Raw genomic sequence first — 13,890 nt, forward strand, 5'->3', positions numbered from 1 at the left:
TGCCTATTTCGCCAGTGTCTGGGCGACAACCTTGAGGTCGGCCACGAGACCGTCGAACGCGACGTCGCGGTTGTCGGCGCGCAGCACGGCGGACGGGTGGATGGTGGCCACAAGCTTCGCCGGCTCCACCGGAAAGTCCTCCGGGTGCTGGGCCGCGGCCGGCCACTCCAGCACCTGACCGCGCTGCTGCGTCACCCGGAACGACGGCCCGAGCAGCGCCTTCGCCGCCGTGGCCCCGAGCACCACGACGACCTCCGGCCGCAGCAGCGCGAACTCCGACACCAGCCATGGCCGGCACGCCTCGATGTGTACCCGATCGGGTGTCTTGTGGATGCGCCGCTTGCCGCGCGGCTCGAAGCGGAAATGCTTGACAGCGTTGGTGATGTACACGTGGGACGGGTCGATGCCGGCCTCGTCGACCGCGCGGCGCAGCAGGTGGCCGGCCGGCCCGACGAAGGGCAGTCCCTTCTGGTCCTCGACGTCGCCGGGCTGCTCGCCCACGAAGACCACCCGCGCGTGCGCGTCACCCCGGCCGAAGACCACCTGGGTGGCGTCCTGGTAGAGCTCGCAGCCCTTGCACGAGGGCGCGGCCGCCTTCAGCTCGTCGAGCGTGCGGGCACCGTCCGGGACGAAGTCCTGCGCTGTCGTCACCGCACTGTTCTACCCCATTCGGGCGCGGAAGATGCGGCCTCGGCCACCGCGTCGGCGAGTGGCGGGATGTCCGACTCCTCCAGCGGGCTGATCGTGATCCGGATGCCCGGTGGCGTGGCCTGCCGGTACAGCGCGCCGGGCGCCACCGCGTACCCGGAGTCGCGGAGCGCCGTGACCGCGCGGGTCTCGTCGGCGACGGGGATCCAGACGTTGATGCCGGTCCGCCCGGAGGCGCCCACGCCGCGCTCGGCGAGCGCCGCGAGCAGGGCGTGGCGGCGGCGGTCGTAGCTGCGGCCCGCCGCGACGACGCCGGCCGCGGCGGCCGGGTCCTGCCACACGCTCACGGCCAGCCGTTGCAGCAGCGTGGACACCCACCCGGCGCCGAGCCGCATGCGGCCGGCGACCCGCGCCACCGTGGCCTCGTCACCGCCGAGGGCGGCGAGCCGCAGGTCCGCGCCGTAGGGCTTGGAGGCCGAGCGAAGGAACGCCCAGCTCCGCGTCGCACCGGCCAGGGCGTGCAGTGGCACGTCCGCGAGCTCGCCGGCGTGGTCGTCTTCGATCAGCAGCACGCCGTCCTGGCCGGCGAGCACCTCGCGCAGGTCGGCCGCCCGCGACGCGGTGAGGTAGGCGCCGGTGGGGTTGTGCGCGCGGGTGGTCACGACCACGGCCCGCGCGCCCGCGGCGAGCGCCGCACGCAGGCCACGCGGCGTCGCCCCGTCACCGTCCACGGGCACCGGCACCGGGCGCAGCCCGAGCGCGGCGACCAGGTCGAGGAGGTTGGACCAGCCCGGGTCTTCGACGGCCACCGCGTCACCGGGGCGCAGGTGGGCGGTGAGCAGCCGCTCGGCGCCGTCCAGCGCGCCGCTGGTCACGGTGACGGCCGGCGCGTGCACGCCGTCGGCCGCGAAGCGGGCGCGGATCAGCTCGGCGAGATCCGGCCACACACCCGCCTGCGCGTACCCGCTGGGCGGCCCGACCTCCGCGGCGAGCGCGGCGAGGTGCGGACCCAACGGGGGCAGGAGGCGGCGGTCCGGCTCTCCGGAGGAGAGGTCGAGCGCGCCCGGCGGCACTGCCGGGCGCAGCGCGGCGCGGGTGGCGGTGACCGGCGGCCGGGGGCGCACCCGCGTGCCGTTGCGGCCCGCGGTCTCGATCACGCCGCGCTGGCGGAGCACCTGGTATGCCTTCGCCACCGTCCCGGGGCTCACGCCGAGGTCGTCGGCCAGCGCCCGGACGGCCGGCAGTGGGGCGCCGGAAGGCAGCTCGCCGGTGCGCACCCCGGACTCCACGCTCGCCGAAATCTCCGCTGACGTGGCCCCAGAGATCTGATAATGTACTGACACAGTCACGGTTTTGTACTATAACAAACTTCGGAGGACGGCGCATGTACCAGCGGACCGAGCGGACGACCGCCAGCCGGGAGCGCGGGCGCATGTCCTACGAGCGGGCCACCGCTCACGCGATCCTCGACGAGGCATACCACTGCGCGCTCGCGTTCACTGTGGACGGTGAGCCGCGGGTGCTGCCCACGCTGCACGTCCGGGTCGGCGAGACGGTGTACGTGCACGGTTCCACCGGCAGCCGCCCCCTGCTGGCCGCGCGCGGCGACGCCGGGCTGCGCGTCTGCCTGACGGTCACCCAGCTCGACGGGCTGGTGCTGGCCCGCTCGCAGCTTCACCACAGTGCCAACTACCGTTCGGTCGTCGCGCACGGTGTGGCCCGGCTGGTGACGAGCGAGGAGGAAAAGCGGACGGTCCTCAGCGCGATGATCGACAAGATCGCGAGCGGCCGCTCGGCGCAGACCCGCGTCCCCACCCGCAGGGAGCTCGCCGAGACCGCGATGCTGGCGATCCCGCTGCGCGAGGTCTCCGTCAAGGCCCGCACCGGCGGCGTGGTCGAAGACGAGGAAGACCTCGACCTGCCCTACTGGGCGGGCGTGGTGCCGCTGCGCCTCGTGCCCGGCATGCCCGAGCCGGACACCGGCGTGACCGTGCCGGTGCCGCACAGCCTGCGGCCGCCCCGCTCCCCCTGGCTCACGCCCGAGCCGATGCACGGCGACCACGTCATCCTCGAGCCGCTCGACATGGCGCACGTCGACGAGCTGTTCGCCGCCACCCGCGACCCGGAGGTGTGGCAGCACCTGACGCACGGCCAGCCCACCGACCGCGACGGCATGGCCGACGTCGTCGCCGGCGCGCTCCACATGCACCACACCGGCGCGCGCGTGCCCTGGGTCCAGCGCGACGCGGCCACCGGCGAGGTGATCGGCACCACCTCCTACTACGAGCTCAACGAGGCGAAGCGCTCGCTCGGCATCGGCTACACCTTCTTGAGCCGCCGGTGTTGGCGCACGGGGATCAACACCGAGGCCAAGCTGCTCCTGCTCACCCGCGCGTTCGAGGAGCTCGGCGCGGTGCGCGTGGTGTGGCACACCGACACCCGCAACGACCGCTCGCAGGCCGCCATCGAGCGCCTCGGCGCGCGGCGCGAGGGCGTGCTGCGCATGCACCGGCTGCGCGCGGACGGCGCCTGGTACGACAGCGTCCAGTACGCGATGACCCTCGACGAGTGGCCAGCGGCACATGTGAGGCTGCGGGAAAAGCTTCGCGCTCCGGCGGCCGTCGGGTGAGGATGGCGCCGTGCTGGGGATCACCGACATCTGGACCTACGTGCTGGGCACGGTCGCCATCATCCTGCTGCCCGGGCCCAACTCGCTCTTCGTGCTCTCCACGGCGGCCCGGCGCGGCGTATCGTCCGGCTACCGCGCCGCCGCGGGCGTCTTCCTGGGCGACACCGTGCTCATGGTGCTCTCGGCCGCGGGTGTCGCCTCGCTCCTGAATGCGTACCCGCCGGTCTTCCTGGCCATCAAGTGGGCCGGCGCGGTCTACCTCGGCTACGTCGGCGTCCAGATGCTCCGCGGCGCCTGGCGCCGCTGGCGCTCACCCTCACCGGCCACGCCCGCACCGACCGCCGAGCCGGTGGTCAACCCCTTCCGCCGCGCGGCCGTGATCAGCCTGCTCAACCCGAAGGCGATCCTGTTCTTCATCTCGTTCTTCATCCAGTTCGTCGACCCGGCGTACGCCTACCCCGCCCTGTCGTTCCTGCTACTGGGCTTGATCGCGCAGCTGGCCAGCGCGCTCTACCTGACGCTGCTCATCTTCGCCGGCACGTTCCTGGCCGCCCAGTTTCGCCGTCGCCGCCGCCTGGCCGCCGGCGCCACCACCGCGGCCGGCACGCTGTTCCTCGGCTTCGGCCTGAAACTCGCCACAGGCTAGTTTCTTTGAGCTACCGCGACGTCCGTCGTGGTCCAGACCGCTGCGCGGGGCCCCCGGGGAAACGCGGAGCGCAGCGGAGCGTTTTCTTGGGGTGCATTTCCCGCGGCCTCACCCTGATCGTTTGGCCGGAGACGGCCCCGTCCGGAGCCGGAGGCCTCGCCGGAGGCGCCGACCTAACCGCAACCACAAGCGAAGCTGAGGCCCGCGGGAGCATGCGGCGCGCGACCAAAAGCGGACGTGGGCAAATCTGCTTGTAGAAGCCCGACTCCGGAACGGGACGGCCGGACGGTGGCGTGCCTCGACGATCAGTCACGAATGTCGGGCGGATTATCGCTATACCGGACGATGCGCACCTTCGATATTCTGCCCGGGCATCGCAGGCAAGTCTCGCGGAAGGAGCCCGCCGGCACCCCGCAGCTGGAGACTGGGCGGGGGTCAGCGTGACGCAGGTCGAGCGGTTCACGCCCCAGGCGCGCGAGGCGTTCCGGGTCGCTACCGACGAGGCGCGGGGGCGCGGCGACACCCGGCTGCTGCCCGCCCACCTCCTGCTCGGCATCCTCCGGCAGCCGGAGTGCCTGGGTCACCAGCTACTGGTGGCCATGGCCGTGGCGACCGACGACATGTACGAGCGGGTCGATCTCACGCTGCCGGTCCGCACTCCGCACAGCGGCATCGTGACGCCGGATCCCAGCATCGCCGTGCTCGTCACCCACGCCGCCGGGGAGGCCGCCAACCTCGGCGCCCCCAACGTCGGCACCGAGCACCTGCTGCTGGCCCTGCTGTGCGTCGGCGGCCTGGCGGCGCTCCAGACCGACGGCGCTCAGGTCGTGGCGATCCGCCAGTACCTGCGGCCCAGCCTCAATGGCACGCCGCCGCGTGAGGAGGCCGCGGGCGGTGGGATGCGCGCGGACGGCATCGGGGTGACGGGGCCGCCGGGCAATCCGCACCACACCCGCCAGCCGCCGTCGCTCGAGTACTACTCCGATCTCGGAAAACGGGTCTTCGCGCGGGCCATCGAGGAGGCACGGGCCATGCACCACTCCCGGCTGGGGGCGGAGCACCTGCTGCTCGGGCTCCTCTGCCAGCCGGATAGTGCCGACGCGGTGGCGATGGCCAGCCTCGGCCTCACCGAGGCGGCCACGCGCGGGCTGGTACAGGCGTGGCTGGGTGCCGGCTTCGGGGTCAGCGAGACGCCCCTCGTCCTCAACGCCCGGGGCCGCGACGCGCTGGGGCGGGCATACGAGATCGCCCGGGATTGGGGCGCGCCGCAGGTCGACTCGCCGCACATCCTGCTCGGCATCCTCAGCCAGCCGGGCGGTGTCGCCGACATGCTGACGCACGCGGGGATCGCGCCCCAGCAGATAAGCCTGCGCCTCGCGCACATCCTGCAAGGGCGCTTTCAGCCGACCGCCGTCGCCCCGCCGGGTGGGATCGTCGTGATCCTGACCGCCCTGGAGGTGGAGTACAACGCGGTCCGCACCGCGCTGGGAAACCTCCAGGCCGTCCGCCATCCGGCGGGCACCATCTTCGAGGTCGGGCAGCTGCCCGGCAGCCCGCAGCCGATCGCGATCTGCGTGATGGGAGAAGGCACGCAGACCGCCGGGATCATCACGGAACGGGCCGCGGGCATGTTCAACCCGAAGGCGGTGCTGTTTGTCGGCGTGGCCGGCGCGCTGCACGACGACATCCGGATCGGCGACATCGTCGTCGGCACGCGGGTGTACTACTACCACGGCGGCCAGGAGGACGACAGCGGCTTCCACTCCCGCCCGCGGTCCTGGGACGCGCCCAACGACCTGGAGCAGCTCGCCCGATATGTCGCGCGGGGCGGCTCCTGGCGGCGGTGGCTGACCGGCGGCGGTCCGCCGCAGAGCACCGTCCACTTCAGACCGATCGCGGCTGGCGACGTGGTGCTCAACTCCCGCACCTCGCCCCTGGCGACCCAGATCATGCGGCACTACAACGACAGTGCGGCTATCGAGATGGAAGGGGCGGGTGTGGCCCGGGCCGCCCACCTCAACCGGTCGATGGCGGCGCTCATCATCCGCGGCGTCAGCGACGCGGCCGACGGCACGAAGACGACCGCCGCAGACGCCGACTGGCAGCCGATGGCGGCGGCGAGCGCCGCGGCGTTCGCCTATGAACTGATCGCAAGCCTGCCGTAGGTGGGAGTTCGAAAGGTTTTCGAAGGACTTGACAGGCAATGGGTCAAGGCCGGAATATGCCTGTTAACGTGAACAGGCGAGTTGTTTCACCGGGTTTGAGAAACGGGGCCCAGACGCATGGCGGAGCGACGAGACGGCGGAAGCCTATCGGGGCGTGGCCCGCGCCGGCAGGTCGGGATGGTCGATGTGGCCCGGCTGGCTGGAGTCTCCCACATGACCGTCTCCCGCGTCATCAACGACCAGCCGACCGTCAGCCAGGTGACCCGCCAGCGCGTGCTCGCCGCGATGACCGAGCTCGGCTACCGGCCCAACGTCGCCGCCCGCGCACTCGTCACCGGCCGCACCCGCACGCTCGGGGTGGTCAGCATCGACACCACGCTCTACGGGCCCGCCTCCATGCTGCTCGCCATCGAGCGGGCGGCCCGCGACATCGGATACGCGATCAGCATCGCCAGCCTGCCCAGCGTCGACCGCCGTTCGTTCGGTGAGGCGTTCGAGGCGCTGATGGCGCAGGCTGTCGAGGGCATCATCGCGATCACACCGCACACCTCGACCACGACGGCGCTGCGCCACGTGCCCAAGGACATCCCGGTGGTGGCGGTCGAGGGCGGCCGCGCGCCGGTGCCGACCGTCGCCGTCGACCAGCGGCTCGGCGCCCGCCTCGCCACCGAGCACCTACTCTCGCTCGGCCACCGCACGGTCGCGCACATCGCCGGCCCCGGCGACTGGCACGAGGCCCAGGAGCGCGAGCGCGGCTGGCGCGACGCGCTCACCGACGCCGACCGAGAGATCCCCGAGCTGGTGCGGGGCGACTGGAGCCCCCGCTCCGGCTACGAGGCCGCCCGCAAGCTGATCGGCGCGGACGGGTTGACCGCCCTCTTCGTGGCCAACGACCAGATGGCGATCGGCGCGCTGCGGGCGCTCTCCGAGGCCGGCATCCCGGTGCCCGAGCGGATGAGCATCGTCGGCTTCGACGACATCCCGGAGGCCGAGTTCTTCACGCCGCCGCTGACCACGCTCCGGCAGGAGTTCGGCGAGGTCGGCCGGCAGAGCCTCGCGCTGCTGATGGAGCAGGTCGACGGGGCCCCGCGCTCCCGCCGCCGCATCGTGATCCCCCCAGAGTTCGTCGTCCGCGAAAGTACCCGCGCCCCCTTGAGGTAGCCCCATGCCCCATGCTGTTAACGCTAACGAGCCCCCTCGATACGTCGTGGGCGTCGACTACGGCACCCTTTCCGGACGGGCCCTCGTGGTCCGCGTCGACGACGGCGCCGAGATGGGCACCGCCGTCCACGAGTACCGGCACGGCGTCATCGACCGCACCCTCCCGGCCACCGGCGCGGCGCTCCCGCCCGACTGGGCGCTCCAGGACCCCGAGGACTACCTCGACGTGCTACGCGTCGCGGTGCCGGCCGCGATCGCGGACGCGGGCGTCGACCCGGCTCTGGTGATCGGCATCTCCACCGACTTCACCGCGTGCACCGTGCTGCCCACGCTGGCCGACGGCACCCCGCTGTGCCGCCTGCCGGAGCTCGCCGACCGGCCGCACGCGTACACGAAGCTGTGGAAACACCACGCCGCCCAGGGGCAGGCCGACCGCATCAACGCGCTCGCCCACGAGCGCGGCGAGCCCTGGATCAACAGGTACGGCGGGAAGATCTCCTCCGAGTGGCAGTTCGCCAAGGGCCTCCAGCTGCTGGAGGAAGACCCGGAGGTCTACGCGCGCGCCGAGCGGTGGATCGAGGCGGCCGACTGGATCGTGTGGCAGCTCTGCGGCACCGAGACGCGCAACGTCTGCACCGCCGGCTACAAGGGCATCTACCAGGACGGCAGCTACCCGAGCGCCGAATACCTGGCAGCGCTCAACCCCGACTTCGCCGGCTTCGTGGCGAAGATCGACCACCCGCTGCTGCCGCTCGGCGCGCTGGCCGGCGGGCTGACCGCGCAGGCGGCGGCCTGGACCGGGCTGCCCGAGGGCATCGCGGTCGCCGCCGGCAACGTCGACGCCCACGTCACCGCACCGGCCGCGCAGGCCATCTCGCCCGGCCAGCTCGTCATGATCATGGGTACCTCCACCTGCCACGTAATGAACGGCGACACCCTCGCCGAGGTCCCCGGCATGTGCGGCGTCGTCGACGGCGGCATCGTGGCCGGCGGATACGGGTACGAGGGCGGCCAGAGCGGCGTCGGCGACATCTTCGCCTGGTTCGTCGACTCGTCGCTGCCCGCCGACTACCGGGCCGAGGCGGAGCGGCGGGGCATCGGGCCGCACGAGTACCTGAGCGAGCTCGCCGCCGCGCAGAAGGTCGGGCAGCACGGCCTCGTCGCACTCGACTGGCACAACGGCAACCGTTCGGTGCTCGTCGACCACGAGCTGTCCGGCGTGATCGTGGGCCAGACGATCGCCACCCGGCCGGAAGACGTCTACCGGGCGCTGGTCGAGGCCACGGCCTTCGGCACCCGCACGATCATCGACGCCTTCGAGGGCTCCGGCCTCCCGGTCACCGAGCTCGTCGCGGCCGGCGGCCTGCTGAAGAACACGTGGCTCATGCAGCTGTACGCCGACGTGACCGGCCGCCCGATCTCGGTGATCGGCTCGGAGCAGGGCCCGGCGCTCGGCTCGGCGATCCACGCGGCGGTGGCCGCCGGCGCCTACCCGGACGTGCCCGCCGCCGCCGCGGCGATGGGCCGGGTAGAGCGGCGTGTCTACGAGCCGGACGCCGCGCGCACCAAGGCGTACGAGGCGCTCTACGAGGAGTACAGGCGGTTGCACGACTACTTCGGACGCGGGGAGAACGACGTGCTGCACCGGCTGCGCCGGATCCGGAACGAGGCACGGGCATGAGTTCGGTCGACCAGCTCCGCAAAGACCTCGTGGGGTTGCACGACCAGCTGATCCGCTGGGGTCTGGTGGTCTGGACCGCCGGCAACGTGTCGGCCCGCGTGCCCGGCGAAGACCTCTTCGTCATCAAGCCCAGCGGTGTGTCGTACGACGAGCTGACCCCCGAGTCGATGGTGGTCTGCGACCTCGACGGGCAGCTCGTGGAGGGCGACTTCGCCCCGTCGAGCGACACGGCCGCCCACGCCTACGTCTACCGCGAGATGCCCGAGGTCGGCGGCGTGGTGCACACCCACTCCACCTACGCGACCGCGTGGGCCGCCCGCGGCGAGCCGGTGCCGTGCGTGCTGACCGCTATGGCCGACGAGTTCGGCGCGGAGATCCCGATCGGCCCGTTCGCGCTCATCGGTGGCGACGACATCGGCAAGGGCATCGTGGCGACGCTGCGCGGGCACCGCTCCCCGGCGGTGCTGATGCAAAACCACGGCGTCTTCACCATCGGCAAGAGTGCCAAGGCCGCGGTCAAGGCGGCGGTCATGTGCGAAGACGTGGCCCGCACCGTGCACATCGCCCGCCAGCTCGGCGAGCCGCTCCCCATCGCACAGTCCGATATAGACAAGCTCTACGACCGCTACCAGAACGTCTACGGGCAGCGGTAACGAAAAGACGTGGAGGTCTGGCACGGGGATGGTGGGCCCCGGCCAGACCTCCTCGCTTTGCCGCTACTCCAGGTAGAAGGTCGCGTCGGCGCGATCGGTCGCGGTGCTCACCGGCTGCGTATAGAGCAGGTTGGACGAGTGGCGGACGTAGCGGCCGGCGAAGTTCGCCGACTCCAACGACACCCCGGCGCCGTCGGCGAGCCCGGCCCGGCGGAAGAAGCTCGCGTCCGCGCGGAACGTGGCCGAGCCGTCGTTGCGTTCCACCCACACCTCGTGGTTGCGGTGCCGCAGGTAGTAGCCGGGGAAGTTGGTCGACTCCAGCGACACGGTGCCGCCGCCGTTGAGGCCGGTGACGATGCGGAACTGTGAGTCGGCGAGGTTGGTGACGTTCGCCTCGAGGCGCGCCCGGTAGTCCCAGTGCCGGATGTACCGGTCCGCGAAGTTGTACGAGCGCAGCCGCACCGGCGTGATCCCGTCGGCGACCGGGATGCCGAAGTTCGGCGTGCCGTCGGCGTTCCAGTAGAACTTCTGGAGGCGCGTGCGGCGGTTGGGGTCGTTGAGCGGGTCACCGCTGATGTCGCGGTAGCCGCGGTCGTGGTAGACGAGGATGTCGCTCTGGCCGTCCTCCGAGACGGTGAAGGAGTTGTGCCCCGGGCCGTACTGGCTCGTGTTCGCGTTGCTGCGGAAGACCGGCTGCGCGCTCTTCGTCCACGACGACGGGTTCATGAGGTTGCTGGACGCCGAGGCGGTGAGCAGGCCCAGGCAGTAGTTGGCGTCGGTCGCGCTCGCCGAGAACGTCATGAACACGCGGCCGTTGCGCTGGATGACGGCGGCCCCTTCGTTCACCCGGTGCCCGATCGTCTCCCACGAGTGCGTGGGCACGCTGATCCGCGCCGGTGTGGCCGATATGGTCCATGGGTTCGACATGGGCGCCAGGTAGAGGTTGGTGCCGCTGCCGACGGCCGGGTCGTTCTGCGCCCAGGCGAGATAACGCGTTCCATTGTGGACGAAGGTGGTGGCGTCGAGCGAGAACGTGTTGAGCGGCGTCACGATCCGGCCACGCTCGGTCCACCCGCCGGTGAGTGGGTTGGCGGAAGCGTTCTCCAGCACGTACATCCGGATGGCCCAGACGTCGTCGCTGCGGCCGGCGGCGAAGTAGATGTACCACCGGCCGTTGATGTAGTGGATCTCCGGCGCCCAGATGTGCGCGGCCATCTCGCCGCTCGTGTGGCGGCGCCAGATGACGCTCTCGGGCGCGGAGGCGAGCCCCTGGAGCGTCGTGGCACGGCGCAGCACGATGCGGTCGTACTCCGGTGCTGTGGCGGTCATGTAGTAGTAGCCGTCGGTGTGCTTCACGATGTGCGGGTCGGCCCGCTGCGCGACGAGCGAGTTGGTGTACTGCACGGCCGGCGCGGCGGCGGCGGGTGTGACGACGAGCATGCTCGCGGCTGTCAAGAGGACGGCGATCACGGCGACTCTGCGCATGGTTGTCTCCCTCATACCGGCTGGAGCTGCCACTGCTGGCAGTTGTTGTTGAGCCACGACCACAGGCGCACGTCGGCGCCGTCGCCGGTGCCGCAGTTGGCGACGTCGGCGACCTTGCCGGTGGCCTGGTTGGTGAGCCGCACCCAGCCGCCGGCGGCGCTCAGCACGAGCCGGTAGCGCTGGCACGTGTTGTCGAGCCACGACCATTGGCGGATGTCGGTGCCGTCGGCCGAGGCGCAGTTGGTCACGTCGGCCACCTTGCCGGTGCCCACGTTGACGAGCCGGCTCGTGTCGTCGGCCTGGTCTTCGAGGCGCCACCGCTGGTTGCTGCCACCGTTACACGTCCACTGCTGGATGTTGGCACCGTCCGCTGTGGACCCGCCGGCCACCTCCAGGCACTTGCCGCTGTTGCGGTTGACGATGGTGTACGCGGTCGGCGTGGTCGCCGTCTCCCCCGCCGGCCCGTCCGCCGTGGTGCCGAGGCGCATGGGCGTGCCGAAGTTGGGGGTGCCGTCGGAGTTCCACGTGAACTTCTGCGCCCGCGTCGTGCGGTTGTTGTCGCAGCCGCCGCCGGAGGACGCGTTCGCGTGGTAGACGATCCAGTTTTCGGTGCCGTCCGGCGAGGTGAAGAAGCCGTTGTGGCCGGGCGCGTAGACGCTGTTGGCGTCGCTGCGCTGGAACACCGGGTTGGCGTTCTTCGTCCAGGACGAGGCGCTGAGCGGGTTGGTGCCGGTGAGCGTCAGCCGGCCGAGCTTGTAGTTGGGCCCCCAGCAGGCGCTCGCCGAGTACACGATGAACGTGCGCCCGTTGCGCTGCAACGGTTCCGGCCCTTCGTTCACGTTGCCCTCCTGCCGCTCCCAGGAAAGCGTGGGCGACGAGATGAGGCTGAAGGTGCCGCTGACCGTGTAGGGGTTGCTCATCGGCGCGATCACGAGGCTCTGCGTGCTGCCGCCGATGAAGCCGCTGCCCATCAGATAGAGCGATCCGTTGAGCTGGAGCACACTGGCGTCGATGAGCCAGCCGCCGGGGGTGAGGTTGGAGCCGGTGAGCATGTTCCGATACGTGTACGGCCCGAGGGGGTCGGAGCCGGCGCTCTCCAGCACATGCGTGCGCTGACTGTCGCAACAGGCCACACCGACCGCGCCGGCGGAGTAGTAGAGATACCACCGTCCATTGAGGAAGTGGATTTCCGGCGCCCAGAAGTTGGTGCCGCGCGACGACGTGGTGTCCTGCCAGATCTGCACGCTCGGCGCGGTGGCGAGCCCGGCGAGCGTCGGCGACTTGCGCATCGTGAGCGTGTTGGTGAACGAGGTGGTGACGAGGTAGTAGCTGCCGTTGTGGTATTGCAGCCAGGGGTCAGCGCCCTTCTGCGACTTGATCGGGTTGGTGTACGGCCGGCCGGGCGCCGCGTGCGCGGGCTGCGGCACGGCGGTGGTAAACACCGTGAGCAGCGCGGTCGCGGCGACGAGCCATGCCCAGGGGCGGGTCATCGCGACTCCTTTTCATCGACGGTTACGGTTGTTAACGTTCACACAACGGGCGCGCGGAGCTGTCCCGTTGCACCAGCGCCGGCGGGATGCGCGGGTGGTGCCCGATCCGCCGACCTTCAGCGATCTGCCGGACCAGCAGGTCGATGCCGGCCCGGCCGAGCGCGGCGAGATCCTGCCGCACGGTGGTCAGCGGCGGCCGCAGAAACGGCGCCTCGGGGATGTCGCCGAACCCGACGACGCTCACCTCCTCGGGCACCGCGCGGCCGGCCAGGTGCAGCGCCCGCAACGCGCCGAGCGCCATCTGGTCGTTGGCACAGAAGATCGCCGTCACGCCGCGGTGGCCCCCGAGGTGGCGCACCGCCTCGTATCCGGACCGCACGCTCCAGTCGCCGGCCAGCACCATGCCGATCGGCGCCCCCGCCTCGCCCAGCGCGGCCCGCCAGCCGGCCACCCGCTCGCGCGCCTCCGGCCAGCCGGGCGGACCCGAGACGTGGTGGACGGTGTGGTGCCCGAGGTCGAGCAGGTGGCGGGTGACGGACGCCGCGCCCGCGACGTTGTCGAACCCGACCACCGGCACGCCCTCGGCCTCGCCCGCGCCGACGGCGACGAGCGGCACCTCCGCCGGGATCCGGCTCAGCGCGGCCAGCGCGGGATCGGTCGGCGCGACCGCGAGGACGCCGCCGACCTCCCGGCAGAGCAATGTCTCGACAGCGGAGGCGACCGAGTCCGCGTCGACCGAACGCGCGCTGACCGCCGTGAGCGGGTGGCCGGCGGCACGGGCGGCGCGGGCGATCGCGTAGACCGTCGAGGTGGGACCGGCGAGCGAGGTGTCGAAGGCGACCAGCCCCAGCGCGGGTGCGCGCTGGGCGGCCGGCCCGCGCGGCACGGTGCGGTGCGCCACACGAGCGGCGCCGGTCAGCACCGGCCTGTCGCGCAACCGCCGCGCACCGCGCATGGTGACCTCCCTCCGGCCCCGCGTCAGTGGCAGTGTTAGCGCTCACACTGACGGTGTCAAGGGGTTGACTGGAGTCGATCTGTTCGGCTACATACCGCGCACGTCACGATTGCGTGAAGCTCTTGACGCCGAGCAACGTGAGCGTTAACACTCTCGCAAACACACTCGTGCCACCGCGGTAGCCCCGCAGCGGTCGCGGGGATGTTAGCGCTAACAGTGATGGCGAGGAGTGCGAGATGCGCAGAAAAATATCGACGGTCCTGCTGGCCGCCGCACTGGCCGGCCCGCTAGCCGCCTGCGGTGGCGGCGATGACGGTGCCGGTTCTGGCAGCGGCTCGGACGATGGGAAGATCGTTCTCGGGTTTTCCCAGGTCGGT

11 protein-coding genes are annotated in these 13,890 nt (G+C 71.5%); 6 read left to right on the forward strand and 5 right to left on the reverse strand.

Annotated elements, in window-relative coordinates:
* Positions 1–3: 3 nt before the first annotated feature.
* Together AC5L36_RS42050 and AC5L36_RS42055 are read right to left on the reverse strand one after the other, a co-directional pair.
* Positions 4–651, reverse strand: a complete 648-nt coding sequence (locus tag AC5L36_RS42050; RefSeq protein ID WP_441224412.1) for a UdgX family uracil-DNA binding protein — start codon at positions 649–651, stop codon at positions 4–6.
* Entirely contained in the window at positions 648–1,991 is a 1,344-nt protein-coding gene (locus tag AC5L36_RS42055; protein WP_441224424.1) for an aminotransferase class I/II-fold pyridoxal phosphate-dependent enzyme, read from the reverse strand. Before AC5L36_RS42055 ends, AC5L36_RS42050 begins: the two co-directional genes overlap by 4 nt.
* A gap of 41 nt (positions 1,992–2,032) precedes the next feature.
* Here AC5L36_RS42055 and AC5L36_RS42060 point away from each other — a divergent pair, with 41 nt between their 5' ends.
* The 6 genes from AC5L36_RS42060 (at position 2,033) to AC5L36_RS42085 (ending at position 9,583) form a co-directional block, all read left to right on the forward strand.
* Complete coding sequence (locus AC5L36_RS42060) at positions 2,033–3,277, forward strand: bifunctional pyridoxamine 5'-phosphate oxidase family protein/GNAT family N-acetyltransferase (protein WP_441224413.1); 1,245 nt, start codon at positions 2,033–2,035, stop codon at positions 3,275–3,277.
* Between the two features lie 10 nt (positions 3,278–3,287).
* Positions 3,288–3,923 carry a leucine efflux protein LeuE gene (leuE, locus tag AC5L36_RS42065; protein WP_441224414.1) on the forward strand — a complete coding sequence of 212 codons (636 nt, stop codon included), beginning with the start codon at positions 3,288–3,290 and terminating at the stop codon, positions 3,921–3,923.
* Positions 3,924–4,363: 440 nt separating this feature from the next.
* On the forward strand, positions 4,364–6,088 hold the full coding sequence (locus AC5L36_RS42070; protein WP_441224415.1) for a 5'-methylthioadenosine/S-adenosylhomocysteine nucleosidase: 1,725 nt from the start codon (positions 4,364–4,366) through the stop codon (positions 6,086–6,088).
* Between the two features lie 177 nt (positions 6,089–6,265).
* Positions 6,266–7,249 carry a LacI family DNA-binding transcriptional regulator gene (locus AC5L36_RS42075; RefSeq protein WP_441224416.1) on the forward strand — a complete coding sequence of 328 codons (984 nt, stop codon included), beginning with the start codon at positions 6,266–6,268 and terminating at the stop codon, positions 7,247–7,249.
* Between the two features lie 4 nt (positions 7,250–7,253).
* The gene (gene araB / locus AC5L36_RS42080; RefSeq protein ID WP_441224417.1) at positions 7,254–8,930 is read left to right on the forward strand and encodes a ribulokinase; all 1,677 of its coding nucleotides are present in this window, start codon (positions 7,254–7,256) and stop codon (positions 8,928–8,930) included.
* Entirely contained in the window at positions 8,927–9,583 is a 657-nt protein-coding gene (locus AC5L36_RS42085) for an L-ribulose-5-phosphate 4-epimerase (RefSeq protein WP_441224418.1), read from the forward strand. The genes araB and AC5L36_RS42085 overlap by 4 nt, the downstream gene beginning before the upstream one ends.
* A 63-nt stretch (positions 9,584–9,646) precedes the next feature.
* On the opposite strand, the gene AC5L36_RS42090 is transcribed toward AC5L36_RS42085, so the two are convergent.
* From AC5L36_RS42090 to AC5L36_RS42100, 3 genes are read right to left on the reverse strand one after another with little or no spacing between them, the layout of a single operon-like run.
* Positions 9,647–11,068, reverse strand: a complete 1,422-nt coding sequence (locus AC5L36_RS42090; protein WP_441224419.1) for a family 43 glycosylhydrolase — start codon at positions 11,066–11,068, stop codon at positions 9,647–9,649.
* An 11-nt stretch (positions 11,069–11,079) separates the two neighbouring features.
* Positions 11,080–12,558 (reverse strand): family 43 glycosylhydrolase, encoded by a 1,479-nt coding sequence (locus tag AC5L36_RS42095; protein ID WP_441224420.1) that lies wholly within the window; start codon positions 12,556–12,558, stop codon positions 11,080–11,082.
* 31 nt (positions 12,559–12,589) lie between these two features.
* Complete coding sequence (locus AC5L36_RS42100) at positions 12,590–13,513, reverse strand: substrate-binding domain-containing protein (protein WP_441224421.1); 924 nt, start codon at positions 13,511–13,513, stop codon at positions 12,590–12,592.
* Positions 13,514–13,890 lie beyond the last annotated feature (377 nt).

This window comes from Phytohabitans sp. LZ39 (genome assembly GCF_059359075.1).